We start from the raw sequence: 25,842 nt of genomic DNA on the forward strand, positions 1-25,842 counted from the left end.
GTTGGAAATTTATTGAACGACTTTTTAAATTTAAAAAATATATGGAAGCTAAAGTACAAATAACAGCAGCAGAAGTAAACAGATTAAGACAAACTACCGGTGCCGGTATGATGGATTGCAAAAAAGCCTTAGTGGAAGCTGAAGGTGATTTTGATAAAGCCATTGATGTTTTACGTAAAAAAGGACAAAAAGTTGCTGCAAACAGAGCCGATCGTGAATCGTCTGAAGGTGCTGCCATCGCAAAAGTGAATGCAGACAATACTGTTGGCGTTGCGATTGTTTTAGGTTGCGAAACTGATTTTGTTGGTAAAAACGAAAACTTTGTGGCTTTGGCAAATCAATTAGCAGATTTGGCTTTTAACTACAACAACAAAGAAGAGTTTTTGGCAGCGGATTTTGGAGGCATGACTGTTGCCGACAAATTAGTTGAGCAAACAGGTGTTATTGGTGAAAAATTAGATATCAATGCTTTTGAAAAATTAGAAGCTCCTTATGTTGGTAGCTATGTTCACATCAATAAAATTGCTGCTTTGGTAGGTTTATCTGCTAACGTTAAAAATGCAGAAACCTTGGCTAAAGATGTTGCTATGCAAATAGCATCTATGGGCGCTACAACATTATCTTATAAAGATTTTGATCCTGCTTTTATCGCTTCAGAACTTGAGGCTAGAATCGCAGTTATCGAAAAAGAAAATGAAGAATTAGCGCGTTTAGGAAAAACATTGAAAAATGTACCTCAATACATTTCTATGGCTCAATTAACTCCTGAAGTATTAGCTAAAGCTGAAGAAGCTGCCAAAGCAGAATTGAAAGCTGAAGGTAAACCAGAGCAAATTTGGGACAGGATTTTACCAGGTAAAATTGATCGTTTTATTTCTGACAACACAACTTTAGACCAAGAACAATGTTTATTAGATCAAAACTTTATTAAAGATGATAAAATAAACGTTGCTAAATATGTAGCATCTTATGGAGATGTTGCCATTACAGGTTTTAAACGTGTTTCTTTAGGATAAGAAAAACACATAAAATAAACAGAAAGCCACTATAAATTTATAGTGGCTTTTTTTATGCAATTCAGTTTTTATATAAATTCATAAAATAAAATTTTTATGTAGCTTTGCTAAACTTTCAAAAGCAACAATGAAATACAAAAGAATCCTTCTTAAGTTATCTGGTGAAGCCCTCATGGGAAATCGCCAATACGGTATAGATCCCGAGCGTTTAGCCGAATACGCTGAAGATATTAAAACCATAATAGATAAAGGTATTGAAGTAGCCATCGTTATTGGTGGTGGAAACATTTTCAGAGGTGTTTCTGGAGCTAGTAAGGGCATGGACCGTGTGCAAGGAGACCACATGGGTATGTTGGCAACCGTCATCAACGGATTAGCGTTACAAAGTGCTTTGGAAAATGCCGGCATGCAAACAAGATTACAATCTGCCATCAAAATCAATGAAGTGGCAGAACCTTTTATACGTAGAAGAGCGATTCGTCATTTAGAAAAAGGACGCGTGGTTATTTTTGGAGGTGGTACCGGAAACCCTTATTTTACAACAGACTCTGCGGCTGTTTTAAGAGCCATAGAAATTGAAGCGGATGTTATTTTAAAAGGCACCAGAGTAGATGGTATTTACAATGCAGACCCCGAAAAAGACAGTACTGCTGTTAAATTTAACTTTATCTCTTTTGATGAAGTTTTGAAAAAAGGACTAAAAGTCATGGATACCACGGCATTTACGCTGAGTCAAGAAAATAATTTACCTATTATCGTGTTTGATATGAACAAAAAAGGAAACCTTTTAAAAGTGGTTTCTGGAGAAAAAGTAGGTACCGAAGTAAACATATAAGTTTGACATAATTTTTTGAACAATAACTTACCATTAAAGTTTAAAACAATGAACGAGGAAATAGAATTTATACTAGATGCTGCAAAAGAATCCATGGATAATGCTATTAGGCATTTTGAAAAGCAATTGGTAAATATTAGAGCTGGCAAAGCGAGTCCTGCTATGTTAGGGAGTGTGCTTGTGAATTATTATGGCAATCAAACACCCATAAATCAAGTCGCTAATATAAATACCCCAGATGGTAGAACCATTACTGTTCAGCCTTGGGAAAGAAACATGCTGCAAGAAATTGAAAGAGGCATCATGTATGCTAATCTTGGGTTTAATCCTATGAATAATGGCGAAACCATTATTATTAACGTGCCGCCTTTAACGGAAGAGCGCCGTCGTGATTTAGCAAAACAAGCCAAGGCAGAAGCAGAAGATGCTAAAATTGGCGTAAGAAGCGCCCGTAAGGATGCTAATACTGAAATTAAAAAATCGGATGACATTTCTGAAGACCTTAAAAAGAACGCAGAGATAGACATACAACAAATGACGGATAAATACGTTAGGAAAATTGACGAAATGTTCGAGCTCAAAGAAAAAGAAATTATGACCGTATAATTCTGGAAGCGACAAATAATTTGTCGCTTCTTTTATATAAATTTAGTTTTACACACCGCCATTAATGTCAAAATTATGTTCCCTCTCGTTTTTATTGCTTTTTTCTTGGTTGGTGCGAGCCCAATCTACAACTGAAACGAGTACAGAGCCCACTCAAGATTCCATTAAAGAAAGGCAGTTTTTAAAACAATTGGGAGATGGTTATTTACCAACCAAATACTTCAATTTTGATTTAAGATATCTGGTTAAATACAATCAATATGAAGCTTTAAGGACAGGCTTGGGCGGTATAACAAACGATGCCTTTTCAGAAAAATTTAGAATAAACAGCTATGTTGTTTATGGTTTTAAAGATCATAGATTTAAATATAGTATAGGTGCAGGTTTCAGAATAGCAGAAAAAACCAATACATGGCTTGACGTTACATATACAGATGATTTACAAGAAACGGGCAGTTATCCTTTTTTAACCGACAAACGTTTTTTTCAACTCTTTGAACCCAGACTATTAAACATTAGTTTATTCCATAAAATTATCTCAAGAACTATTTCTTTAGAGTATCAATTAAGTCCAAATATCTTAACGGAAACACAATTATCCATAAACGATATCAATCCAACTTATGCCTATGAGTTTGCTTTAGATGGCAACAATTATAGTTCATTCGATTTGAGTATGGCAAAAATAGCCGTACAGTGGAGCCCTTTTAGTCAGTTCGAACTCGCTGAAAAAGGAGTTAATCAAATAAAAGACGGTTTTCCTAAATTCACGTTTCAGTACACTAAAAGTTTTAAGGATGTTTTTAAAGGAGATTTCAACTTTTCGAATGTCGAATTTAAGACCATTCATCAAATAGAACATAAAAACGAGAGCCTTTCTGAAATTACTATAGTTTCAGGAATTTCCAATGGTAACACACCTTTAACACATTTGTATCACGCATATCCTAATAATATCAATAAGGAAAAGATTTTGAGACGTTTTTCAGTTGCCGGAACTAGCAGTTTTGAAACCATGTTTTTTAATGAGTTCTTCTCTGATAAATTTACAACCATTCAAGTAAAACACGCTTTAAAACCTTTTAATATTTCTGAAAAATATAAACCTCAATTAGTTTTGATAAGCAGGTTTGCCATTGGGGATATGGACAACATCAATAGACATCAAAACATCACTTTTGGAACTCTAGAAAAAGGATTTACAGAATCTGGTTTTGAAATTAATAAACTACTTTTTGGTTTCGGTTTCAGCTTTGCTTACCGGTATGGCGCTTACCATTTACCTAATATTGATGATAATATTGCTTTTAAATTTACATTTAACTTAACATTATAAATGTATTAATTACTTAATACATTGTTTTTTTTACCTTTGCCAACTTTAAACTAAGGAATGTTTAAGCTTTTTACAACAAATTTTTGGTCGGTTACAGCAAGACTTATATTGCGTAATAAAATTGCTATTCTTGTTGGTATTTTAATCATCACTGTTTTATTCAGTACACAATGGAAATACATGCGCTTCACCTATACAGAAGCCAATTTATTACCTGATGATGACCCCATTAATCTTACCTACGACAATTTTTTAAAAACCTTCGGTGAAGAAGGAAACCTTATTGTTATTGGAGTAAAAGATCCCACATTATTTTCTGTTGAAAAATTAAACGCTTGGAACAATTTATCGGACAGTTTTAAAACTTACGACGCTGTAGAATCTGTAATTTCTATTAAAGATTTACAAAAACTCGTTAAAGACACCCTCAATGAAAAATTCACTTTAAGTCCGTTTATAAAAGATTCTATTTCATCATCTAAACAAATTGCAATATTAGAAGATGAGCTTTTCAATAAATATCCTTTTTACGACAATTTCCTATTCAATAACAAAACAAGAACGGTTCGTACAGCTATTTATCTAAAAAAGGATATAGTAAACACATCTGCTAGAAAAGATTTTATCCTTGATGTTTTATTGCCACAAACAGAAACCTTTGAAAACGATACAAAGTTAGATGTTAGGATTTCTGGAATGCCCTATATAAGAACCTTAAATGCGCAAAACATTGTTGATGAAATTGGATTGTTTATTATTGCCGCACTATTAGTAACATCACTTATATTCTTTTTCTTTTTCAGGTCATTAAGAGCCACATTTATATCACTTATTGTGGTTTGTATTGGCGTTATGTGGACGCTTGGTATTATAGGGTTTTTAAACTACGAGATTACTGTTTTAACGGCACTTATTCCGCCACTAATCATAGTCATAGGTATTCCCAATTGCATTTTTTTAATCAATAAATACCAGCATGAAGTTAAATTACATGGTAATAAAGTAAAATCATTACAACGTGTTATTACAAAAATTGGTAATGCCACATTAATGACTAATTTAACGACTGCTTCTGGGTTTGCAACCTTCATTCTAACAGAAAGTAAGCTTTTAAAAGAATTTGGCGTAGTTGCTTCGTTAAGTATTGTTGGTATTTTTCTAATATGCTTGCTCATCATCCCAATTATCTATTCCTTTTTACCTTCACCAAAAGACCGTCATTTAGAACATTTAAATAAAAGATGGATTGGTGGTTTTGTCAATTGGATCGAACAAATAGTAAAACACAGACGTATCGCTATTTATGGGACTTCAGTAATTTTACTTATAGTTAGTATTATAGGTATTTACAAGATAAAAATTTCTGGGAGTCTTATTGAAGATATGCCCAAGAATGCTGAATTTTTTGAAGACATTCGATTTTTTGAACGTGAGTTCAATGGTATTATGCCATTGGAAATTATGGTGGACACCAAACAAAAAAAAGGTGTTATGAAGCTGCCAACGTTAAAACGAATGAATGAACTGGAAGAGCTAATTATAGAAATACCCGAATTATCAAAACCCATATCGGTTGTGGGCTTGGTTAAATACTCGAAACAGGCTTACTATAACGGAAATCCGTCATATTATCAATTACCAACATCTCAAGAAAATAACTTTATTTTATCATACGCTAAAAATTCAACATCAAACATTGACCTGATTGATAATTTTGTTGATAGTACGGGTCAATACGCCCGCATCACCACTTTCATGAAGGATATTGGAACCGATAAAATGGAACGCATTGAAGAAGACCTTCAAACCAAAATAGATAAGGTATTTCCAAAGGACAGATATACTGTTACCATGACCGGTAAAGCTTTGGTATTTCAAAAAGGGACTAAATACTTGGTGGATAATTTAATTATTTCTTTATCGCTTGCTATTTTACTGATATCATTGTTTATGGCATTTATGTTCAGATCATTTAGAATGATTATTGTATCGCTCATACCTAACTTATTGCCATTATTAATTACAGCGGGTTTAATGGGTTATTTAGGCGTTCCAATAAAGCCTTCAACCATTTTGGTATTTAGTATTGCTTTTGGTATTTCGGTAGACGACACCATTCACTTTTTGGCAAAATACAGACAAGAATTACAGGCAAATAATTGGAAAATAAAAACATCTGTTTATGGCGCGTTGCGTGAAACAGGAGTTAGTATGTTCTATACGTCTATTGTTTTATTTTTTGGCTTTTCCGTATTCACTATTTCAAGCTTTGGTGGTACAGTAGCTTTAGGAGCATTGGTTTCGGCTACTTTATTATTTGCTATGCTATCAAATTTAATTTTACTCCCCTCTCTTTTATTATCTTTAGAAAGAAGCATCGCTAATAAAGAGGTATTAAAAGAACCCGCCATCAACATCATTCCAGAAGAAGACGATGATGACAATACCAACTTTTAATTAGAATTCCATCATTTATAATGCATCATTGGAATTCCTTTTTTGGGCATTCTAACTAGAAAGCCAAAAGTCTTTTTTATATTTACGTTTAAATTTTATATACATGCAAACACGTACTGTTTCAGATTTGTTATCGCAAAAAATAACACCTGCAGAAGTAGACATTAAAGGTTGGGTAAGAACCTTCCGGGCTAATAGATTTATTGCGTTAAACGATGGTTCTACCATAAACAATATTCAATGTGTAGTAGACTTTGAAAATACAGATGAAACCATTTTAAAACGTATTACTACAGGTGCGGCGGTTCATATAAAAGGCGAATTGGTTGAAAGCCTTGGTAAGGGACAAAATGTAGAAATTAATGTAAAAAGCATTGAAGTTTTAGGAGATTCAGACCCGGAAACCTACCCCATACAACCTAAAAAACATTCGTTTGAGTTTTTAAGGGAAAATGCCCACTTGCGTACCAGAACCAATACATTTAGTGCAGTAATGCGCTTGCGTTCTGCACTTTCTTTCGCAATACATAAGTATTTTAATGATAATGGCTTTTACTATATGCATGCACCTATTATAACAGGAAGTGATGCCGAAGGTGCTGGAGAAATGTTTCGTGTGAGCAGTTTAGATGCTAAAAATCCGCCACTCACAGAAGATGGCCAGATAGATTATTCTAAAGACTTTTTTGGAAAAGAAACTAATTTGACGGTTTCCGGTCAATTGGAAGCGGAAACTTACGCCATGTCTTTAGGTAAAGTATATACATTTGGTCCAACTTTTCGAGCTGAAAATTCCAATACATCCAGACATTTAGCAGAATTCTGGATGATAGAACCCGAAGTTGCTTTCATGGATTTGGCTGGCAATATGGATTTGGCTGAAAGCTTTTTAAAGTATGTTATTAAATATGTTTTAGATAACAATCGAGATGATTTAGACTTTTTAAACCAGCGTCTTTTAGACGAGGAAAAAGCCAAACCTCAAGCAGAAAGAAGCGACATGAGTTTAATTGAAAAATTAAATTTTGTAACAGAAAACAATTTTATGCGTTTGAGTTACACCGAAGCCATTAATATTTTAAGAGAAAGTACCCCTAACAAGAAAAAGAAATTCAAATATATTATTGAAGAATGGGGCGCCGATTTACAAAGTGAACACGAACGCTTTTTAGTTGAAAAACACTTTAAATGCCCTGTGATATTATATGATTATCCAGCAAACATTAAAGCCTTTTACATGCGTTTGAATGACGATGGTAAAACCGTTAGAGCCATGGACATTCTATTCCCTGGTATTGGTGAAATTGTAGGAGGTGCTCAACGCGAAGAACGTTTGGATATCTTAAAGAAAAAAATGGCGGCACTTCATATTCCTGAAGAAGATTTATGGTGGTATTTAGATTTACGTAAATATGGAACCGCTGTGCACTCTGGCTTCGGGCTGGGTTTTGAACGTTTAGTGATGTTTGCAACAGGAATGGGCAATATAAGGGATGTTATACCGTTTCCTAGAACACCACAGAATGCTGAGTTTTAATATTATTTTAAGATAAATGTTTCTAAGTTAAATCCTATAGTTAGTATAATTTTTATACTTTTATCTTAAACCAAATCATACAAATGCTCAAACAACATTTACAATTTAAATTATCACAAAAACTATCTCCGCAGCAAATTCAATTAATGAAATTGATTCAGTTGCCAACACAAGAATTTGAACAACGCCTAAAACAAGAATTGGAAGAAAACCCAGCACTAGAAGGTGGTGTAGAAGAAGTTGAAAATGATTATGATTCCGATTTAGATAATTCAACTGATGATTATAATGATAGTGAAACTATAGGCAATGATGATATCAATGTAGATGAATATTTAAGTGACGACGAAATACCAGATTACAGAACTCAAGTCAATAATTATAGCAGTGATGATGAGGAAAAAACCATGCCTTATGCCGCAGGAACGTCTTTTACGCAACACTTAATCAGTCAATTAAATACATATAGATTAACCGATGAAGAATATGCCATTGCTGAGTTTTTGGTTGGCAATGTAGATGAAAGTGGATACATACGTAGGTCTGTAACAGATATTATGGACGATTTGGCGTTCACACAAAATGTTTACACCACGGAAGACAAAATTGAGCATGTTTTAAAAATTGTACATCAATTGGATCCTGCTGGAGTAGGTGCTCGTAGCCTTCAAGAGTGCTTAAGTATTCAGTTACATAGAAAAGAAAAAAATCCAGATGTTGAATTGGCCATTGATATTATTGATAATGCTTTTGATCAATTTACTAAAAAACATTACGATAAGCTCATTCAAAAATTTGATGTTACCGAACTTCAACTAAAAGATGCTATTCGGGAAATTGAACATTTAAATCCGAAACCCGGTGGTTCTTATTCTGGGAACAATAGAATTGTTGAACATGTAGTTCCAGATTTTGCCATAAAAATTGTAGATGGTGAATTGGAATTGACACTTAATGGTAGAAATGCTCCAGAGCTTCATGTATCTAGGGAGTATAATGATATGCTTAAAGGCTATAAAGATTCCAAAGACAAATCGAAGTCCCAAAAAGATGCCGTTATATTCATCAAACAAAAATTAGATGCTGCCAAGTGGTTTATTGAAGCTATAAAACAACGCCAACAAACCTTATTCATAACCATGAGTGCCATCATGCATTACCAAGAAGAATACTTTTTAACAGGTGATGAACGTAATTTAAGACCTATGATTCTTAAAGATATAGCGGATGAAATTTCCATGGATGTTTCTACGGTTTCGAGAGTTGCCAACAGTAAATATGTCGATACGCCTTATGGTACCAAACTCATAAAGGATTTCTTTTCAGAATCCATGAAAAATGATCAAGGGGAAGATGTTTCAACTAAGGAAATAAAAAAAATTCTTGAAACGGTTCTTGAAGAAGAGGACAAAAGAAAACCATTAACTGATGATACATTAGCGGCTATTTTAAAAGATAAGGGCTACCCTATTGCCCGACGCACTGTTGCTAAATACAGAGAGCAATTAGATATTCCCGTAGCACGATTACGCAAAAAGATATGATACATCGTATCTTAAAAAGTATCTCGTACATATTTCATCCTTTAATAATGCCTTTATTGGGGGTGCTTTTTTATTTTAAAGTAAGTCCAAAATACTTTCCACAAGAAATTATTTATGCTAAAATAATCTCGCTTTTTATCTTAACAATTGTTTTACCTATTCTGCTATATTTTTTGTTGAAAACTTTAGAAAGAGTAAACTCAATAGAACTCGAAACTACCAAAGAGCGCATTATCCCTTTAGCTATCAACTGCCTTATTATCCTATTGGTTCTGGAAAGGGTTATAAGTGACAATGAAATTATAGAACTATATTATTTCTTTTTAGGAATATTGATATCTACACTTAGCTGTTTAATACTGGTTATCATGAAATTTAAAGCTAGTATACACATGATTGCCGTTTCTGGTTTGTTCATGTTCTTTATTGCTTTAAGCATCCATTTTAGTATCAATATTAATGGCACATTGGCTTTAATGAGTATTATTACTGGTGCCATCGCAACGTCTAGATTACACCTTAAAGCACATACTTATAAAGAACTTATTTTAGGTTTTTTTGTTGGCCTAATCCCCCAATTATTGCTAATTAGTAATTGGTTATAAAACATAAAACATCAATCCTATTTTAACGGCATTCATATCAATAGTTTCTCCGTTTAATTTGGCATCACTAGAAAAAATAGGATTTAAAGCATAATACAAATATAAATTCCATGTATTGTAGCCCATGCTTACTGTTAATCCGTATTGGAACTTATTAAAGTCATCAATATTGTTATATTTAAAACTCCCTAAATCCCCTTTAAACTTTGTGGTATTAGCAAATACATACCCAATTTTAAAACCTGTATAAATACGCCAGAAATTATAATTTGTTGGGGTTGATGTCCTCCATCTAAACTCGATGGGAAGTTCTACTAAATGCTGAGAAAATTTGTTTCTAGAAAAGGATACATTATTTTCGTCAATAATACTGTAATTGATATTACCTACATCATCTTTTACAATGAGTAAATTTTGATTAAATGAATTGGCAGAATAGCCTAATCCAATACCAATGGCTACATTTCTATCTTTATTGATAGGCATGTCTTTTATAAACCCCGCATGAAACCCTAAAGAAAATCCGTTTTGTGAAAGATCGTTAGGTTTATTCCCAATAAGATTATAGGTTACACCAGCATAAAACTGATCTTCTTTATATAAAGAATCTACAATTTTAGTATTATTGTCTTGTGCTCCAAGGTAACTACTAACAATAAATCCTATTAAAACTAAATATTCCTTCATGTATTAACTATAACCTTAGAACAATAATTATTTGTACACAACAAATATACAATTTTACAGTATCACATTATTAAACATAAAAAGGCGTTCTTAAAAGAACACCTTTTTTACATAAATTATAACTTATTAAAATTTATAATTCAAACCAATCATCCAATAGGTTTGAAGTTTGTTGTTTATATTGTCAAATGTTGGCTCAGGATTGGCGCTTGTAACATCATAATTATCAACAGCATACTTTAAGGCTTCTTGTTTGTTGTTTCTAAGTCCAAAATCAAATCCAACACCAATCATTTTCCATAAGGTATATCCAAAAGAGTTATTCCAGGTCCAGTTTGATAAATTATTGCTCTTATAACTTTGGAACATAGATAAGTTGGTTTTAAAGCTAATCTCTTTAATTTGTCTGGTATAATCCACTAATATTTTTGTACCATAAGATGATTGAAAAATAGCATCATTCCTGCTAAATACCAAATTATAGTTTAAGGGATGCACCACCACAACTAAGTCTTTAATCGGTGTCCAAGTAGCACCCACACCGACATCCAAGTAGCCTGGGTTGTTAAAGTTGTTTAAAATGGTCGTTCTGTACTCGCCTAAACCTGAAAATGCAAACGTTTCACTTAATTTCATACCATATAAAGAGGAGATATTAAAAACATCGTTTGCCTCGCGCCACTGTGTATTATCGTTTGGGTTGTCTTTGTCATTGAATTTAACCCAAGACAAATTTAGGTTACCGGAATTTCTCCAGAAATAAAGATTTGTATTCAAATTTGCAAACGCGTTTACCGTAAAGCCAATGTTTCCTGATCTGTTATTAGGCGATTTTTGTGCATACCAATTACTGAAATTAGAAACACTTCCACCAATAGTACCAAAAGCACCCTTTTTCCAACCGGGAAACGCATCAATTTTTCCTTGAGTGGCATCCACACGACCTTGAGCTGCTTTAAGAGAATCTTTTTGAACAGATAAAGTAGCCTTAAGTTCATCTAAAGTTTGTGCATTAACATGAATGATTCCGATAAAAAGAGTGAATAATAATAGTGTTTTTTTCATTTTCATCATTTTATAAAATTTGAGCAAATATAACTACAAGAATTATTTTTTATTGTGATTTCCAAGAGTTTAATCAACTTATTTCTTTTTATAAAGCGGGACAGAAGAGCATGCTTCCCCATACATAATAGATTTTGCAATAGGTTTTAACTTATTGGAAAGCATGATATACGCATTTTGCGGCACAGGTTTTTTAGAACATCCTTTAATGATTAAAGGTTTATCTTGAAACGCTGAAACATCCAAATTATTGATAATATCTTGATAAATGGACGTTTCTAAAGATTCCAAATCACCAATAATAATCTTTTTCGCAAAAGGTTGTAAATGAATGGAAATGAGCATAAACGCCCAAGCAGGAATAATGGCATCGGTAGAGCAAGTTAAAGCCATATAATTATCCTGATATTGCGACCAATCATGTTGGGAAACCTGTTCCCTAAAATCTTTTTCACGCAATACCAAACCTTCAAGAAGCCAATCCTTAATATCAAACAGCATACGATTGCCTTTAGGGTAATAATCCTCTAGGTCAACGGTTACTAGTTGGCTATTTGCTACGCGATTTATGATTTCTTCTTCCAAGAATATTTGTTGTTGGATTATTTGTCTCTTACAAATTTCACGGTTTTTATCAGTCCATTTATGACCTCATAAATAGAAACATATTTTGTATCCTTTCCTTCCTCAGTCACAATTTCATGATTAATAACATAGTTTCCATTATTCATTTGACTAACTATTTCAACTTTTATAGATTTGGCGGCAAACTTAGGCTCAAAAATCGAAGCTAAGTTATCTGTGCCAGTTGCTAGTAATTGATTAGGATAAGTATAAATTTCAACATCGTCAGCATAGAGTTTTATAAACTCTTGGAAATCATGACTATTATATGAAGCCATCCTTTTATTTACAATTTCAAGAGGAGTTAATTTTGAATTTTTTTCTTGCGAAAATCCAAATGTAATTGATAGAAATAATATTATTAATGTACTTATTCTTTTCATTTCGATCTTGATTTGTAATTTAATTGTTGTTTGGGAAAAATACTGAAAACTGCTATTAAAGCATCCCCAATTCCAACTTAGCTTCTTCGCTCATTAAATCTTGAGTCCATGGTGGGTCGAATGTAATTTCTACTTCGGCACTATGTACTTCGTTAATAGATTTAATTTTTTCCTCCACTTCCATAGGTAACGTTTCGGCTACTGGGCAGTTTGGCGTTGTTAAGGTCATCAATATTTTAACATCAGAATCTTCATTTACAAAAACATCATAAATCAATCCTAGTTCATAAATGTCCACAGGAATTTCCGGATCGTAAATTGTTTTTAAAACCCTAACTATTTTATCGCCTAAACTATTATCTTCTATATCTTGTTCGCTCATTTTTTTAATGTTTAACTGTTGATTTGTTTAATCGTTTAAGCGATTGAACGAAAACGATTCAACTTTTTAGTTGTGTTTGATACGCAATCGCATACAATTTTAGTTGTTTCACCATACTCACCAATCCATTGGCACGCGTGGGGGACAAATGTTCTTTTAACCCGATTTTATCAATAAAATCCGTTTCGGCATTGATAATGTCTTTGGGATGCTGATTTGAAAACACGCGGATTAAAATAGCTATAATGCCTTTGGTGATGATGGCATCACTATCGGCCGTAAAAACCAGTTTATCATCCTTCATTTCAGCATGCACCCACACTTTACTTTGGCAACCTTTAATAATGTTGCTATCGGTTTTGTATTGGTCGTCAATTAACGGCAAATCCTTACCCAAATCTATCATGTATTGATACCGTTCTTCCCAGTCTTCAAACATGGAAAACTCATCAATCAGTTCTTTTTGTATATCTTCAATACTCACAATCATAATTTTAAACAAAAATACAATAAGAAATGCCCATTAACAAATTTATAAACTCAACCCAAGTGTCTAAAAGGGCATTGCATCTGACCTCTAAAAAAATAAGATAGACAGATGAAATGCATCTATTCAATGTTTTCTGATAATGATAGTATTTCTTTAACAAGAGGTTCTATTTCCTGAGGAGGAGTCCCGTGGTCGAAACTAGAAGATTCATAAACCGCACCATTTTTAGAGATTTTTAATGTGCCAATGGAAGCGCCATCATAAAAACGTGCTTCTGTTGGCGATTTTAACGTAGATATACTATCTAGGGTTATAGCTTCTAAAAGTGAATTTAATTTCTTCCAAGTTTCTTTGTTGATGGCTTTTGAAATAGGTTTTGCTTCTCTATCTTTTGAGATGGAAACAAGGGAATCATTGACATTAATATCTAAAAAACGTCCTCTAGACATTGCTGAATAGTTGAACGAAACCAATTTATTATCTTGTTCTTTACTAGCCATTAAAATGATTTTTTTGTCACTTAATAGTTTCAAGATCCCATCTTCTTCTATCAATATTTCATTTACTTTAGATAATACCTGTTGCATTTCAGATTCTATTTGATGCCTCTCTTGGCAAAACATTTTGGTAGAAGCTAAAGGGCCTACTTTTAATAAACCATTTTCTAAAGAATATGTTCCTGTAAATCTATTACAACCTGAAAAACCAGAAATGACACTCTCTTCTTTATTGAAATTTATGGTCATGTTATTTACGGAAACGTCGATGTTGTTTAATGTTTTTACATGGTAAGTACCATTTAAAGTCATTAAGTTAGTTTCTTTAACAGCCATTGTTTTTGAATTGCAGCAAGCATTTAAAGAGATAAAAACCGATAAAAGGATTATAATTTTCATGGATTGTTTTTATTGTTAAATGACTATAACAAAAAAGAAGCCAAAGATTAAGCCAACATCATTTTAGCCTTTTTCACGCCTTCAACCAAAGTATCAATTTCTGTTTTTGTATTGTAAAAAGCGAAAGAGGCACGAACAGTTCCTGGAATTTTAAAATAATCCATAATGGGTTGTGCACAATGATGGCCAGTACGAACGGCAATGCCCAATTTATCTAAAATAGCACCAACATCATAAGGATGGATGCCTTCTAAATTAAATGAAATAACTGAGGTTTTATGTTTTGAAGTGCCGTAGATTTTCAAGTCTTCAATATCCAATAATTTTTTAGTGGCATATTCTAAAAGTTCGCTTTCGTATTTTGCGATTTCATCAAAACCAATGGCATTCATATAATCGATGGCTGCCCCAAAAGCGATGCCACCACAAATATTTGGTGTGCCAGCTTCAAATTTATGCGGAAGCTCGGCATACGTTGTTTTTTCAAAGGTTACTTCGGCAATCATTTCGCCACCACCTTGGTAAGGAGGAAGTTTGTTTAACCAACTTTCTTTTCCGTAGAGCATCCCTTCGCCTGTTGGACCACACATTTTATGAGCTGAGGCTACGTAAAAATCGACATCCAAAGCTTGAACATCTGGTTTTAAATGCGGACACGCTTGTGCGCCATCAACCAACACCGCAGCTCCAACTTCATGCGCTTTTTCAATAATATACTCAATAGGATTAATGGTTCCTAAAGCATTTGAAATATGATTCACAAAAACAAGTTTTGTGTTTTTTGATAGGAGTTTATCGTATTCACCCATTACCAATTCGCCTTCCAAATTCATGGGAATCACCTTTAACGTTGCCCCAGAACGTTCGCATAACATTTGCCAAGGCACAATATTACTATGATGTTCTAAAGCGGACACGATGATGTCATCGCCTTTTTTTAGGATTGTTGAAAACCCATTTGCAACTAAATTAATACCATGTGTTGTTCCCGAAGTGAATATGATTTCGTGAGCAAATTTAGCATTAAAATGCGTTTGGATTTTTTTACGGGCTTCTTCGTATTTGTCGGTTGCCTCCTGACTTAACGCATGCACGCCACGATGGATATTGGCATTGTAGTTTGAATAATAATCTACAATAACATCGATAACCTGTTTTGGCGTTTGCGATGTGGCGGCATTATCAAAATATACCAAAGGTTTACCATTTACTTTTCTGGAAAGTATGGGGAAATCTTTTCGTATGTTTTCTACGTTGAACATGGTTTTATGTTTAGCACCGATTGAGGTATTTTTTGGAGATCTTTTTATTTATGGATTCCTGCCTATGCGGAAGACAATTATAAATCAAACCCAATATTAACACCTAATTTATTGGCTATAATTTTGGTAATGCGTTGTTTTATCTCTGGAATTTTAACCGAACTCAGCACATTATTACTAAAAGCATACATTAAAAGCGCTTTAGCTTCTTTTTCTGGAATACCTCGCGAACGCATATAAAACATAGCACTTTCATCTAACTGTCCAATGGTACAACCGTGCGAACACTTCACATCATCAGCAAAAATTTCTAATTGCGGTTTGGTATTTATCGTCGCTTTATCACTTATTAAAATGTTGTTGTTTGCTTGAAACGCATTTGTTTTTTGCGCTTCTTTATTAACGATGATCTTACCATTAAAAACCCCGGTTGAGTTTTCACCAAAAATACCTTTATAATCTTGATGGCTTTCACAATTGGGTTCTATGTGATGTACCAACGTGTTATGGTCTACATGTTGTTTTTCACCAATAATGGTGATTCCTTTTAAAGTAGAATCGATGCGTTCGCCTTTCTGATAAAAATTCAGATTATTACGAACCAATTTTCCTCCAAAAGAAAATGTGTGCACGGAGGCAACACTTTCTCGTTGTTGATTAATGAATGTATTATCTATTAATGACGCATTTAAAGTATCATTCTGGATTTTATAATAATCTACAATCGCTCGTTTGTTTGCGAAAATTTCGGTAACACTATTGGTTAATACGGCATTATCTGTTAAACTTTGATGACGCTCGATTATTTGCACATGTGAATTCTCGTCAACGACAACCAAGTTACGTGGTTGCAACATGATTGCAGATTCGTTTCCTGTTGAAAAATGTATGATTTGAATTGGTTTTGCAACCATTTTATTCTTAGGAATATGAATATAGGCTCCTTCGCTTGAAAAAGCCGTGTTAAGTGATGACAAACTGTCCTTAGTAGCCGCTTTATTGAAATAATTTTCAATAACCAAGCGGTATTTTGGTTTAGACATAGCAGCGGACATCAAGCAAATATCCATACCATCATGTGTGGTTTGGGATAAATGCGACGAATATTTACCGTCAATAAACACTATTTTATAAGAGTCTATATCATGAATAAAATACTTTTTAACATCGCTAAATTCTATGGAATTTTCCTGTTTTGGAAATATGCTGTAATCTTCTTTTAAGATACTATTTAGAGACGTGTATTTCCAAGCTTCTTCCTTCTTGCTAGGAAAGCCTTTTTCTTCAAATGTTTTTATGGCATCATTTCTAAGGTCGTTCAAATAAGCGTCATCATCAAGCTGATTTTCGAACACTAGAAATGATGATAATAATTTTTCTTTTAAATCCATTGTTAAAATAGTTTCAAGTTTTATGTTAAAAGTTTCAAGTTGATTAATAACTCTTCTTTTTATTTAAACTTGTTTCCTTTGAAATCTTTTTTATTCAAATATGAAATAAAGCTAGAAATCCTTTTGCTTAGTTGTTCATATTGATTTACTAAATATTTTAATTTTTCTTCCGAAATATATTCACAATCAAAAGCTCTATATAATTGAGATCTTGTTTCACCTGCGGAACCTTTTGCGACTGAAAGGAATTGTCTAAATTCAATATTTCCATCTCTCTCAAATCCTTCAGCTATATTATCCATGACAGAACCAGAAGAACCTTTTATTTGGTCTTTAAGTCTAAAATCATTTCGCAATTCAGTCGTTTTAGCAATGGCTATGATTTCTATTGAATTTTCTGGCTTCTTGCCAAATTTCCAAATCTTCAAAGCGTTTTATTGTAGCCATTAGCCTGAAACTTTTGAACTCAAAACTTTAAACTTAATTAAGCGTTCACTTCCTCTTTAATCCAATCGTAACCCTTTTCCTCAAGCTCGTGAGCCAGTTCTTTACCGCCAGATTTTACAATACGGCCATTGTACAACACGTGAACAAAATCTGGAACTATATAATCTAACAAGCGTTGGTAATGCGTAATCACAAGAACGGCATTGTCTTTACTTTTTAGTTTATTAACACCATTTGCCACAATACGAAGTGCATCAATATCGAGACCAGAATCGGTTTCGTCAAGTATGGCTAATTGAGGTTCTAACATCGCCATTTGAAAAATTTCATTACGTTTTTTTTCACCACCAGAAAATCCTTCGTTTAGGGAACGCGATAAAAATTTCCTGTCAATTTCAAGCAATTCAGATTTCTCACGTATCAACTTAAGCATATCTTTCGCTGGCATTTCTTCCAACCCTTTAGCTTTGCGGGTTTCGTTGATGGCCGTTTTCATAAAGTTGGTTACTGAAACACCTGGGATTTCAACAGGATATTGAAAGGATAAAAAGATGCCTTTGTGCGCACGCTCTTCGGCAGCCAAATCTTCAATATCTTCACCATTAAAAATGATACTTCCTTTAGTAACCTCGTATTCTTCTTTTCCAGCAACAACAGAAGCCAATGTGCTTTTTCCAGAACCATTTGGCCCCATAATAGCGTGAACTTCACCTGCTTTTATTTCTAGGTTGATGCCTTTTAAAATACTTTTATCGTCAACACTTGCGTGTAAATTTTCAATTTTTAACATATTTATTTACTAATTTTTTATCCTACAGATCCTTCTAAACTAATTTCCAACAATTTTTGGGCTTCTACAGCAAACTCCATAGGCAATTTATTTAATACATCTTTACTAAAACCATTGACTATTAATGCAATGGCTTTTTCGGTATCAATTCCTCGTTGGTTGCAATAAAAAATTTGGTCTTCACCAATTTTACTTGTAGTTGCTTCGTGCTCTATTTTTGCTGTTTTATTTTTAGCTTCTATATAAGGAAACGTATGCGCACCACATTCATTCCCCATTAATAAACTATCGCATTGTGAAAAGTTACGGGCGTTATCGGCATTCGGACTAATCTTCACCAATCCGCGGTAACTGTTTTGGGATCTTCCTGCTGAAATTCCTTTTGAAATGATTGTCGATTTGGTATTTTTTCCCAAATGAATCATTTTGGTACCCGTATCTGCCTGTTGATAATTATTTGTCACAGCAATAGAATAAAATTCACCAACCGAATTATCGCCTTTTAAAATACAACTTGGATATTTCCATGTAATTGCAGACCCCGTTTCTACTTGTGTCCAAGAAATTTTTGCGTTCTTTTCGCACAAACCACGTTTGGTCACAAAATTGTAAACACCACCTTTACCTTCGGCATTTCCAGGATACCAATTTTGAACGGTACTATATTTTATTTCAGCATTATCAAGAGCAATTAATTCTACAACGGCGGCATGTAATTGATTTTCGTCACGACTTGGTGCCGTACAACCTTCTAAATAACTGACATAACTGCCTTCATCGGCAATTACCAATGTGCGTTCAAATTGTCCGGTTCCTGCTTGATTAATTCTAAAATAAGTTGATAATTCCATAGGGCATCTAACACCTTTCGGAATGTAACAAAAACTACCATCACTAAAAACCGCACTATTTAAGGCAGCATAAAAATTGTCCTTTTGTGGAACGACACTACCAATATATTTTTTTACCAATTCTGGATGTTCTTTGATGGCCTCACTAATCGAGCAGAATATTATGCCTTTTTCTCCAAGTGTTTTTTTGAATGTTGTGGCAACAGAAACAGAGTCTACAACCACATCCATAGCAACACCAGACAATTTTTTTTGTTCGTCCAATGAAATTCCCAACTTAGCAAATGTTGCTAATAATTCTGGATCCACTTCATCAAGACTATCATATTTTGGTTTGCTATTAGGGGCTGAATAATAAGAAATGGCCTGAAAATCTGGTTTTACGTAACTAACGTTGGCCCACTCTGGCTCCATCATTTCTTTCCAAGATTTAAAGGCTTGAAGCCTCCAATTGGTCATCCATTCCGGTTCTCCTTTTTTAAGTGAAATAGCGCGTACAATATCTTCATTTAATCCCACAGGAAAGGTATCGGATTCTATATCCGTATAAAAACCGTACTCATACTCCTTGGTTTTAAGTTCTTCCCTTAAATCGTCTTCTGTATATTTACTCATAGTTAACCCCTAGTCTTTAAAAGTTAATCCTATTAGGGGACATAGGATTGTTTAATTTCAAAATTAAATAAACAAATACATTTGTATTTTACGCCTGATGATTTTTGTTATTTAAGCGTTTAATTTTTCAAATTTTTTTGCTTTAATTTATAACTTTTCAATGATTTGATTTATCAAATTTGTTGTAGTGTTATAATCTGTATTGTTTATTTTAGCTATTTCTATTGCTTGTTTAGCCATTTTTAAGGCTTCGGTGTAATTTCCTGTTTTATAAAGCAATGCAGCTAAAGTATCTGTATTGTTATAATTTTTATCTAATTCAATTGAACGAATTGCCCATGTTTTAGCTTTTTCAAGCAAATCTTTATCGTTTTCATTTTTATAATACGACCAAGCTAATTCGTTTAAATCTTTAGGACTATTCCAAATGAATTTAATATCATTTATAAAACCATTTTGCACCAAAAGATAAGGGAATGCAGCCGGGCTAAACCCAATTTCTAGTATTAATTTATTATCTAAAAATATTAACATAGGTGCATTATTTATATTAAATACAGAATCAAAACCCCCTTTTTTACCTATATTTCCATGAAAATTAAAAGATTTATTCCATTTTAAATGATAGCCTTTTGCTAAAACTTTATCTAAATCTTTTTCGTAGTCAACATTTACTGTAATTATGTTTAGCATTGACAAATCACAACTATTATAGCGATTAATTAACTCAACGCAAGGCAAACAAAACTCGCCACTCCAAGTTATAAGAAGGGTTGGCGCATTTTTGTTGATACCATCAATGTTATCTATATAGCGAAATCCTGTATTTTTACCAGTTTTTAGATCGGTTAAATCAGCATCTATTTGACCAGATACACTTTGAGAATAGATTAAAAATAGATTAATTGCAATTAAAGAGACTAGCCTTTTCATTTTATTTCAAATTATTGGATTATCTAAAAAACTACAAAGAAAAGCTTTCTCCACAACCACAAGTTCGGTTGGCGTTTGGATTGTTAAAAACAAATCCAGTGCCATTTAATCCTCCTGAATATTCTAAGGTGGTGCCTACTAAATATAAAAAGCTTTTTTTATCCACTATAATTCTAACACCATTATCTTCAAATACTTTATCGCCTTCTGCTTGTTGTTTGTCAAATTTTAAATCATATGACAAACCAGAGCAACCACCACTTTTAACACCAACACGGACATAGTCGGTAACTGGGTTATAGCCGTCGTCATTCATAAGTTCTATAACTTTCTTTTTGGCTATTTCTGAAACTTTAATCATAATTATTAAATAGATTTTGTCTAAATAGAGTACAAATATACAATATATGTCATGGAATTTTGCATAACCTAACATTATATTAGCATATGGTTTTATAGCTTTTTCTTATCGATTTACATATAAAGATGGATATATAAATAATGCTTCTTATTTTTGCGGTATGATAGAAGATAAAAACCAAGAAAGAACGCCATTAAGTCATTTAGGAGAATTTGCTCTTATTGAGCATTTAACAAAGAATTTTAAAATAAATCATAAATCAACCATTAAAGGAATTGGTGATGATGCAGCTATTTTAAATTTTAAGGATAAAAAAGTAGTGGTTTCAACCGATTTGCTTGTTGAAAGTGTGCATTTCGATTTAAGCTATATGCCTTTAAAGCACTTGGGATACAAAGCAGTTGTGGTTAATTTGTCTGATGTTTATGCTATGAATGCGACACCTACTCAGATTACCGTTTCTATTGCCGTTTCCAACAGATTTCCTTTGGAAGCACTAGAAGATTTGTATGCTGGAATAGAAGCTGCTGCTAAAATTTATAATGTGGATTTAATAGGAGGTGATACCACATCTTCCAATACGGGGTTATTAATTTCCATTACGGCTATTGGTGAAGTTGAAGATGAAAAAATAGTGTATAGGAACGGCACTAAACCCAATGATTTATTGGTGGTTACGGGAGATTTAGGAGCTGCTTACATGGGTTTGCAAGTCTTGGAGCGTGAAAAGGAAGTTTTTAAGGTGAACCCGAATTCCCAGCCAGATTTAGAGCCTTACACTTATATTGTTGAAAGGCAATTAAAACCAGAAGCACGTAAAGACATTATAAAATTACTGGAAGAGTTAAACGTTACCCCAACTTCTATGATTGATATTAGTGACGGCTTATCTTCTGAAATTATACACATATGCAAACAAAGTCAGGTTGGTTGTGATTTGTACGAAGAAAAAATCCCATTGGATCCTGCTGTTATTTCCGTATGCGAAGAATTCAAGATTGATAGTACAACGGTTGCTTTAAATGGGGGGGAAGATTATGAACTTTTATTTACCATATCACAAGAGGATTATCCTAAAATTAAAGCAAATCCAAATTTTACGGTTATTGGTTTTATGAAAGAAGCTGAAGCTGGAATGCATTTAGTAACAAGAGCAGAATCGAAAATACCTTTGAAGGCGCAAGGTTGGAAAAATTTTAATGCTTAGGCAGGAATCAATACGCCTTTTTTATTTGTAGCCTTTTTGTTATTTATTTTTTTCATCATGCGGTTATGATGAATACGCTCTAATATATCGTTTATTTCTTTAAATTTCGGAGTCAGCTCTATTAAACTTCCGTTACTGTTGGTTGTTAATTGCTTTTGACAGTTTACGCAAGTATATTCTTTAACATGAAACGTAACATCTCTAGTAACATGAAAATCATGTCCAAACATCTTACACTGAATTTGTTTCATATTTTAAACAATTAATTGGCTTAGAGGCTATTAAATTATTAATATAATTAAGGTTATTTTAATGATTTGTCAATAAATCGATGAAATGACCATTTTCTCCCTTGAACGCACGGTTCTCTTTTCATGAATACGCTCTAAAATGGCATTTATCTCTTTAAACTTAGGCGTTAGCTCAATTAAATAACCATTGCTATTGGTAGTTAATTGTTTTTGACAATGCCTACAAGTGTATTCTTTTACGTAGTAGGTGACTTTTTTACTTACTTCATAATCATGGCCAAAAAGATTGCAATATATTTTTGGGATGATGTTTGGTTTTTGAGTACTTTTTTGCATTGGTAAATAATTTTTGGTCTTTAAATATAAAGCAAAAAATTCGATAAAACGACAAAAAGTAATTAATTTTCGGTGAAATGCACTAATTTTTGAAGTAATTCACTTTCATTTTCAACATAACTCATATGTCCATCGGGAAACTCAACCATTATTACATCTGTATTCTTAACTTGCTCAATTAAAGATAAGTAGTCTAAAGCAGGATCCTTTTTTCCAATAACCATTAATTTTTTAAATGTACATGTATGCAATAAGAATTCTCGATTCTTTCTAATTTTCATACCTTCTAAAGCGGCAACAATACCTTGCAATGGTGTTTGAAGCGCCTCATTTATAACGTCTTTTATTCTATCAGAAAAAATAGTCCGATTTTTTGGTCTGAATAAATTAGCAATAGCCATACGCACAAACGTTCTGTGGTTTTGTTTTACAGCAACAATTGCCCTAACTCTGTTTTCTTGCTTTTCTTTAGTATCAGCCATTGCAGTTGAGTTCATTAAACATAATCCACTAATAGCATCAGGATTTTTTTCAGCAAAAGCGAGGGCAACATATCCACCCATAGAGTGACCTATTAAGATAGCTTTTTTGATATTTAAATGATTAAGAACGGCTTCAACAACTTCTGCCATAAGCTCCATGGTATGGATGTAACCCAGACACCCCGTTTTACCATGGCCAAGTAAATCTATACAAATGACTCTGTTTTTTTCTGATAGTTTAGGAACAAAATGATTCCATATAGTAGAATTTTCTAGAAAACCATGAAGGAGAACAATAGGATTTCCTTTGCCAGAATCTGTGTAAAAGACATTGATATTTTTATAATCTAAAATCATTAATTCTTCAATTTTTTAATAGCCGCAAATGCTTTATCAACAAACTCATCTTCCACTAAAATAGTAAACTCATTTGTGGTTGAAATAACTTCATATAGAACAATGCCTTCCCATGCCAACCGTTTGAAAAAGTGATAGTAAAGGCCCGAAATTTTGGAATTATCTTGAGGTAAATTGATGCTAATGGCAGATAAACCATCTTGAGACGCCAAAAAGGTTTCATTTTTTAAATTTTCTTCAATAAACTCCTTTAAACTACTTGAAATAATAAAATTACTTTCATGAATACCTCTAGTAAACGTATAAAATAATTTGGACTCTTGATTTATGCAATCTAAAATTTTTGCATGATTATCAATGATAGTTTCAGAGTTTTTTATGGTGAAATCCGTTAAATTAGACCGAACCGTGATGTCTCCTAAATTCTGCATGTACTTTTTCATTTTTACTGAATTAGTTAATGCAACGGGGGGATTATAGCGTCTTAGCGCCATCATAATGGCTCCCGGTTTCACATCTTTTTTTAGCATATGGCTTATGGGTTCGGTAAGTTCCAAAGCCAATGCACTAAAGTTTATGATGTTTCTAGAAAGTGCTTCTTCTAGGTAAGGTTGTGTTATTAAAATGTCTTCAACACAGTTAGATACAGTTTTCATGTTAATTATTTAACAATATGTGCTAAAATAAACAATTTTTTATAAAAATATAGGTAATTAAGAATTGAAGTTTAATTTCGCATGGTATTATTTTTTGTAAAATGAAGGTATTAAAGTTTGGAGGGACTTCTGTGGGTTCCATAGAAAATATAAAAAATGTAAAAAGCATCATTAATGATGGTGAGCAAAAAGTGGTTGTACTATCGGCGATGTCCGGTATGACAAATACTTTAGTTACTATTGCCAAGGATATTGAGAATAAAGAACCCAATAAAGCCATTGAAACCATTAACAAGTTACATGAAAATTATTTTAATGTAGTTGATGGACTTATTACAAATCAACCTTTAAATAAAGAGGTTAAAGAATATATTACAAGTGTTTTTAATTTTTTGGTAGACTGTACTTATAAGGATTTTTCAAAGATTATTGAAAATGCTATTTTAGCCCAAGGCGAATTACTTTCTACATATATGTTTAATTGCTATTTACAGCAAGAAGGCGTAAGTTCTGCTTTATTGCCTGCTTTAGATTTTATGCGCATAGATAAATTTAAAGACCCGGACTTAGCTTACATTAAAAAGGAAATAGCAACAGTTATAAATAAAGCCCCAAAATCGGAAATTTATATCACTCAAGGATTTATTTGTTTAGATGAAAATGGCGATATATCCAATTTGCAAAGAGGAGGCAGTGATTATTCAGCAACCATTATTGGAGCGGTTTTAAAAGCTGAAGAGGTGCAAATTTGGACAGACATTGATGGGATGCATAATAACGACCCGAGATATGTTGAAAATACGCGCCCAATTTCAAATCTGTCATTTGATGAAGCTGCTGAATTGGCCTATTTTGGAGCAAAAATATTACACCCTCAAACGGTAACTCCCGTTCGAGAAGATCATATTCCGGTGCGACTAAAAAACACCATGAACCCAAGTGCTTATGGTACATTAATTTCTAATGATACTAGTGAAAATGGTATCAAAGCTATTGCAGCTAAAGATAATATTACTGCCATAAAAATTAAGTCTGGCAGAATGTTACAAGCACATGGTTTCTTAAAAAGAGTGTTTGAGATTTTCGAAGTTTATGAAACATCCATTGACATGATTACAACCTCTGAAGTTGCTGTATCATTAACAATTGATGATGATAAAAATCTAGATAAAATCATTGCTGAATTAGAAAAATTTGCTTCCATTGAAGTAGATAAAGACCAAAGTATTATATGCTTGGTAGGACATTCAGTTGTAAATCATGAAGATACCTATAAAATGTTCCAAATACTTCAAGACGTAAAAATTAGAATGATTTCTTATGGAGGTAGCAATAATAATATATCTCTATTAGTTCATTCAAAAGATAAAATCAACACGCTAAGAAAACTAAACGATTATTTATTTGAATTAGTCACTCTTTAAATTACACTTCAATTTA

Annotated in this window: 27 protein-coding genes and 1 pseudogene; 10 read left to right on the forward strand and 18 right to left on the reverse strand. The window is 33.0% G+C overall.

Translation table 11 applies throughout. From position 1 onward, the window contains the following. The first annotated feature begins 41 nt into the window (after positions 1-41). The 8 genes from tsf (at position 42) to CDH50_RS15245 (ending at position 9,936) form a co-directional block, all read left to right on the forward strand. Positions 42-1,016, forward strand: coding sequence for a translation elongation factor Ts (tsf, locus tag CDH50_RS05930; protein ID WP_100611088.1), 975 nt, complete (start codon positions 42-44; stop codon positions 1,014-1,016). A 127-nt stretch (positions 1,017-1,143) separates the two neighbouring features. Continuing rightward, entirely contained in the window at positions 1,144-1,851 is a 708-nt protein-coding gene (gene pyrH, locus CDH50_RS05935) for a UMP kinase (RefSeq protein ID WP_100611089.1), read from the forward strand. A 48-nt stretch (positions 1,852-1,899) separates the two neighbouring features. Next, a complete protein-coding gene (gene frr / locus CDH50_RS05940; RefSeq protein WP_100611090.1) occupies positions 1,900-2,457 on the forward strand; it encodes a ribosome recycling factor in 558 nt (185 codons plus the stop codon). Between the two features lie 64 nt (positions 2,458-2,521). After that, positions 2,522-3,793 carry a hypothetical protein gene (locus CDH50_RS05945; RefSeq protein WP_100611091.1) on the forward strand — a complete coding sequence of 424 codons (1,272 nt, stop codon included), beginning with the start codon at positions 2,522-2,524 and terminating at the stop codon, positions 3,791-3,793. Between the two features lie 57 nt (positions 3,794-3,850). Next, positions 3,851-6,250 (forward strand): efflux RND transporter permease subunit, encoded by a 2,400-nt coding sequence (locus tag CDH50_RS05950; RefSeq protein ID WP_100611092.1) that lies wholly within the window; start codon positions 3,851-3,853, stop codon positions 6,248-6,250. A 103-nt stretch (positions 6,251-6,353) separates the two neighbouring features. Further along, positions 6,354-7,787, forward strand: a complete 1,434-nt coding sequence (gene asnS, locus CDH50_RS05955) for an asparagine--tRNA ligase (RefSeq protein ID WP_100611093.1) — start codon at positions 6,354-6,356, stop codon at positions 7,785-7,787. Positions 7,788-7,870: 83 nt separating this feature from the next. Next, entirely contained in the window at positions 7,871-9,331 is a 1,461-nt protein-coding gene (gene rpoN, locus CDH50_RS05960; protein WP_100611094.1) for an RNA polymerase factor sigma-54, read from the forward strand. A 368-nt stretch (positions 9,332-9,699) separates the two neighbouring features. Beyond that, a complete protein-coding gene (locus CDH50_RS15245) occupies positions 9,700-9,936 on the forward strand; it encodes a hypothetical protein (protein ID WP_232731972.1) in 237 nt (78 codons plus the stop codon). Here CDH50_RS15245 and CDH50_RS05970 read toward each other — a convergent pair. From CDH50_RS05970 to CDH50_RS06035, 14 genes and pseudogenes are all read right to left on the reverse strand, one after another. Next, positions 9,931-10,623 (reverse strand): porin family protein, encoded by a 693-nt coding sequence (locus CDH50_RS05970; protein WP_100611096.1) that lies wholly within the window; start codon positions 10,621-10,623, stop codon positions 9,931-9,933. The two genes, CDH50_RS15245 and CDH50_RS05970, sit on opposite strands and share 6 nt — an antisense overlap. 126 nt (positions 10,624-10,749) lie before the next feature. Continuing rightward, entirely contained in the window at positions 10,750-11,688 is a 939-nt protein-coding gene (locus CDH50_RS05975; protein ID WP_100611097.1) for a DUF3078 domain-containing protein, read from the reverse strand. Positions 11,689-11,766: 78 nt separating this feature from the next. Beyond that, positions 11,767-12,273: a DUF2480 family protein gene (locus CDH50_RS05980; protein ID WP_100611098.1), complete on the reverse strand. Its 507-nt coding sequence runs from the start codon at positions 12,271-12,273 to the stop codon at positions 11,767-11,769. Positions 12,274-12,290: 17 nt separating this feature from the next. Beyond that, positions 12,291-12,695 (reverse strand): nuclear transport factor 2 family protein, encoded by a 405-nt coding sequence (locus CDH50_RS05985; RefSeq protein ID WP_100611099.1) that lies wholly within the window; start codon positions 12,693-12,695, stop codon positions 12,291-12,293. Between the two features lie 55 nt (positions 12,696-12,750). Next, positions 12,751-13,077 carry an SUF system Fe-S cluster assembly protein gene (locus tag CDH50_RS05990; protein WP_100611100.1) on the reverse strand — a complete coding sequence of 109 codons (327 nt, stop codon included), beginning with the start codon at positions 13,075-13,077 and terminating at the stop codon, positions 12,751-12,753. Positions 13,078-13,135: 58 nt separating this feature from the next. Further along, positions 13,136-13,561: a SufE family protein gene (locus CDH50_RS05995; RefSeq protein WP_100611271.1), complete on the reverse strand. Its 426-nt coding sequence runs from the start codon at positions 13,559-13,561 to the stop codon at positions 13,136-13,138. A gap of 125 nt (positions 13,562-13,686) precedes the next feature. After that, the gene (locus CDH50_RS06000) at positions 13,687-14,463 is read right to left on the reverse strand and encodes an META domain-containing protein (protein WP_100611101.1); all 777 of its coding nucleotides are present in this window, start codon (positions 14,461-14,463) and stop codon (positions 13,687-13,689) included. Between the two features lie 47 nt (positions 14,464-14,510). Next, entirely contained in the window at positions 14,511-15,725 is a 1,215-nt protein-coding gene (locus tag CDH50_RS06005) for an aminotransferase class V-fold PLP-dependent enzyme (protein ID WP_100611102.1), read from the reverse strand. A gap of 77 nt (positions 15,726-15,802) precedes the next feature. Further along, positions 15,803-17,116 (reverse strand): Fe-S cluster assembly protein SufD, encoded by a 1,314-nt coding sequence (gene sufD, locus CDH50_RS06010; protein WP_100611103.1) that lies wholly within the window; start codon positions 17,114-17,116, stop codon positions 15,803-15,805. A gap of 59 nt (positions 17,117-17,175) precedes the next feature. Next, positions 17,176-17,563 (reverse strand): annotated as a pseudogene (locus CDH50_RS06015) (four helix bundle protein). Positions 17,564-17,600: 37 nt separating this feature from the next. Next, a complete protein-coding gene (gene sufC, locus CDH50_RS06020; RefSeq protein ID WP_100611104.1) occupies positions 17,601-18,353 on the reverse strand; it encodes a Fe-S cluster assembly ATPase SufC in 753 nt (250 codons plus the stop codon). 17 nt (positions 18,354-18,370) lie between these two features. Further along, a complete protein-coding gene (gene sufB, locus CDH50_RS06025) occupies positions 18,371-19,819 on the reverse strand; it encodes a Fe-S cluster assembly protein SufB (protein WP_100611105.1) in 1,449 nt (482 codons plus the stop codon). A 147-nt stretch (positions 19,820-19,966) separates the two neighbouring features. Continuing rightward, positions 19,967-20,752, reverse strand: coding sequence for a tetratricopeptide repeat protein (locus CDH50_RS06030; RefSeq protein ID WP_100611106.1), 786 nt, complete (start codon positions 20,750-20,752; stop codon positions 19,967-19,969). Positions 20,753-20,783: 31 nt separating this feature from the next. Then, entirely contained in the window at positions 20,784-21,113 is a 330-nt protein-coding gene (locus tag CDH50_RS06035; protein ID WP_100611107.1) for a HesB/IscA family protein, read from the reverse strand. Positions 21,114-21,273: 160 nt separating this feature from the next. On the opposite strand from CDH50_RS06035, the gene thiL reads away from it, so the two are divergent. Continuing rightward, positions 21,274-22,320: a thiamine-phosphate kinase gene (gene thiL / locus CDH50_RS06040; protein WP_100611108.1), complete on the forward strand. Its 1,047-nt coding sequence runs from the start codon at positions 21,274-21,276 to the stop codon at positions 22,318-22,320. On the opposite strand, the gene CDH50_RS06045 is transcribed toward thiL, so the two are convergent. From CDH50_RS06045 to CDH50_RS06060, 4 genes are all read right to left on the reverse strand, one after another. Further along, positions 22,317-22,571: a hypothetical protein gene (locus CDH50_RS06045; RefSeq protein ID WP_100611109.1), complete on the reverse strand. Its 255-nt coding sequence runs from the start codon at positions 22,569-22,571 to the stop codon at positions 22,317-22,319. The genes thiL and CDH50_RS06045 overlap by 4 nt on opposite strands. Before the next feature lie 69 nt (positions 22,572-22,640). Further along, on the reverse strand, positions 22,641-22,907 hold the full coding sequence (locus CDH50_RS06050) for a hypothetical protein (RefSeq protein ID WP_100611110.1): 267 nt from the start codon (positions 22,905-22,907) through the stop codon (positions 22,641-22,643). Between the two features lie 62 nt (positions 22,908-22,969). Then, positions 22,970-23,746, reverse strand: a complete 777-nt coding sequence (locus tag CDH50_RS06055) for an alpha/beta fold hydrolase (protein ID WP_100611111.1) — start codon at positions 23,744-23,746, stop codon at positions 22,970-22,972. Continuing rightward, positions 23,746-24,402: a hypothetical protein gene (locus CDH50_RS06060; protein ID WP_100611112.1), complete on the reverse strand. Its 657-nt coding sequence runs from the start codon at positions 24,400-24,402 to the stop codon at positions 23,746-23,748. Before CDH50_RS06060 ends, CDH50_RS06055 begins: the two co-directional genes overlap by 1 nt. A gap of 101 nt (positions 24,403-24,503) precedes the next feature. On the opposite strand from CDH50_RS06060, the gene CDH50_RS06065 reads away from it, so the two are divergent. Beyond that, on the forward strand, positions 24,504-25,826 hold the full coding sequence (locus tag CDH50_RS06065; RefSeq protein ID WP_100611113.1) for an aspartate kinase: 1,323 nt from the start codon (positions 24,504-24,506) through the stop codon (positions 25,824-25,826). Positions 25,827-25,842: the final 16 nt, after the last annotated feature.

The organism is Confluentibacter lentus (assembly GCF_002806995.1).
Taxonomy (GTDB): Bacteria; Bacteroidota; Bacteroidia; order Flavobacteriales; family Flavobacteriaceae; genus Confluentibacter; species Confluentibacter lentus.

Excerpts from the sequence above, each read along its gene's own strand:
- rpoN (WP_100611094.1), top strand. The coding sequence starts at position 7,871 with ATGCTCAAACAACATTTACAATTTAAATTATCACAAAAACTATCTCCG.
- CDH50_RS06000 (WP_100611101.1), bottom strand. The coding sequence starts at position 14,463 with ATGAAAATTATAATCCTTTTATCGGTTTTTATCTCTTTAAATGCTTGC.
- pyrH (WP_100611089.1), top strand. The coding sequence starts at position 1,144 with ATGAAATACAAAAGAATCCTTCTTAAGTTATCTGGTGAAGCCCTCATG.
- asnS (WP_100611093.1), top strand. The coding sequence starts at position 6,354 with ATGCAAACACGTACTGTTTCAGATTTGTTATCGCAAAAAATAACACCT.
- CDH50_RS06055 (WP_100611111.1), bottom strand. The coding sequence starts at position 23,746 with ATGATTTTAGATTATAAAAATATCAATGTCTTTTACACAGATTCTGGC.
- CDH50_RS06060 (WP_100611112.1), bottom strand. The coding sequence starts at position 24,402 with ATGAAAACTGTATCTAACTGTGTTGAAGACATTTTAATAACACAACCT.
- frr (WP_100611090.1), top strand. The coding sequence starts at position 1,900 with ATGAACGAGGAAATAGAATTTATACTAGATGCTGCAAAAGAATCCATG.
- CDH50_RS05970 (WP_100611096.1), bottom strand. The coding sequence starts at position 10,623 with ATGAAGGAATATTTAGTTTTAATAGGATTTATTGTTAGTAGTTACCTT.
- thiL (WP_100611108.1), top strand. The coding sequence starts at position 21,274 with ATGATAGAAGATAAAAACCAAGAAAGAACGCCATTAAGTCATTTAGGA.
- CDH50_RS06065 (WP_100611113.1), top strand. The coding sequence starts at position 24,504 with ATGAAGGTATTAAAGTTTGGAGGGACTTCTGTGGGTTCCATAGAAAAT.
- CDH50_RS15245 (WP_232731972.1), top strand. The coding sequence starts at position 9,700 with ATGAAATTTAAAGCTAGTATACACATGATTGCCGTTTCTGGTTTGTTC.
- CDH50_RS06030 (WP_100611106.1), bottom strand. The coding sequence starts at position 20,752 with ATGAAAAGGCTAGTCTCTTTAATTGCAATTAATCTATTTTTAATCTAT.
- CDH50_RS05945 (WP_100611091.1), top strand. The coding sequence starts at position 2,522 with ATGTCAAAATTATGTTCCCTCTCGTTTTTATTGCTTTTTTCTTGGTTG.
- CDH50_RS06045 (WP_100611109.1), bottom strand. The coding sequence starts at position 22,571 with ATGAAACAAATTCAGTGTAAGATGTTTGGACATGATTTTCATGTTACT.
- CDH50_RS05975 (WP_100611097.1), bottom strand. The coding sequence starts at position 11,688 with ATGAAAAAAACACTATTATTATTCACTCTTTTTATCGGAATCATTCAT.
- CDH50_RS05990 (WP_100611100.1), bottom strand. The coding sequence starts at position 13,077 with ATGAGCGAACAAGATATAGAAGATAATAGTTTAGGCGATAAAATAGTT.
- sufB (WP_100611105.1), bottom strand. The coding sequence starts at position 19,819 with ATGAGTAAATATACAGAAGACGATTTAAGGGAAGAACTTAAAACCAAG.
- CDH50_RS06035 (WP_100611107.1), bottom strand. The coding sequence starts at position 21,113 with ATGATTAAAGTTTCAGAAATAGCCAAAAAGAAAGTTATAGAACTTATG.
- CDH50_RS06005 (WP_100611102.1), bottom strand. The coding sequence starts at position 15,725 with ATGTTCAACGTAGAAAACATACGAAAAGATTTCCCCATACTTTCCAGA.
- sufC (WP_100611104.1), bottom strand. The coding sequence starts at position 18,353 with ATGTTAAAAATTGAAAATTTACACGCAAGTGTTGACGATAAAAGTATT.
- CDH50_RS05985 (WP_100611099.1), bottom strand. The coding sequence starts at position 12,695 with ATGAAAAGAATAAGTACATTAATAATATTATTTCTATCAATTACATTT.
- tsf (WP_100611088.1), top strand. The coding sequence starts at position 42 with ATGGAAGCTAAAGTACAAATAACAGCAGCAGAAGTAAACAGATTAAGA.
- CDH50_RS06050 (WP_100611110.1), bottom strand. The coding sequence starts at position 22,907 with ATGCAAAAAAGTACTCAAAAACCAAACATCATCCCAAAAATATATTGC.
- CDH50_RS05950 (WP_100611092.1), top strand. The coding sequence starts at position 3,851 with ATGTTTAAGCTTTTTACAACAAATTTTTGGTCGGTTACAGCAAGACTT.
- sufD (WP_100611103.1), bottom strand. The coding sequence starts at position 17,116 with ATGGATTTAAAAGAAAAATTATTATCATCATTTCTAGTGTTCGAAAAT.